This window comes from Methylophaga sp. UBA2689 (genome assembly GCA_002354555.1).
Classification (GTDB): Bacteria; Pseudomonadota; Gammaproteobacteria; order Nitrosococcales; family Methylophagaceae; genus Methylophaga.
Genome location: DELT01000013.1, coordinates 1 through 660, shown reverse-complemented (window position 1 = coordinate 660; position 660 = coordinate 1). Strand labels below are relative to the sequence as shown.

Genomic DNA, 660 nt, shown 5'->3' with positions numbered 1-660 from the left:
CCACCACCGGCTGGGCGCTGCCAGTCATCTTCAGCAAATTTCTGTTTGCCATCTGAATTTTCAACCTCTTTACAGATAGCATCTTGTAGAGTGAGTAAATACTCACGTACGGCATTAATATCCGGCCCACTCATCGCAGTACTTCTCCCGTTACTGCATCCCGAATAGTGGATGGCTTGTTAGCTCCGCCCAATGCCCCGGGAAGCACATAATCCAGTTCAGGTAACTGCCAATGCACTTGATGAACATTTTTGGCAGGTCGCAACCCGGTAATATTGGCACTGCTGGAAACCAGCGGTCCGCCAAATCTGCGGCATAGTTCTGCCGCTAAGGGATGTGCTGTTACTCTGACCGCCAGTGTGTCTCGGCCACCGGTTAATAAGGGAGAAACCGAAGAACGAACCGGCAATAACCAGGTGTTTGGGCCGGGCCAGCTCTGAGTGACTTTGGCGAGAATGTCAGCAGATAACGGCTGGATAAAATCCTGCAATTGGTTGAAGTCTGATGCAATCAGAATCAGGCCTTTTTCCAAGGGGCGACGCTTCATCATCAATAATCTGATAATGGCGGTTTCGCTCGAGGGATCACAGCCAACGCCAAACACTGCTTCGGTAGGATAGGCAATTACCCCATCCTCCTGCAAAGCAAGGCAGGCCTGTC

General features: G+C 51.1%; 1 protein-coding gene and 1 pseudogene. Both read right to left on the bottom strand.

Annotated features, from left to right (window positions below):
* A pseudogene (locus B3M51_RS14425) lies at positions 1 to 134 on the bottom strand (coproporphyrinogen III oxidase); the annotation flags it as partial.
* On the bottom strand, positions 131 to 660 hold a 530-nt coding region (locus B3M51_RS01090; RefSeq protein ID WP_349676680.1), incomplete at its 5' end, for a Sua5/YciO/YrdC/YwlC family protein. The pseudogene B3M51_RS14425 and the gene B3M51_RS01090, both read right to left, overlap by 4 nt.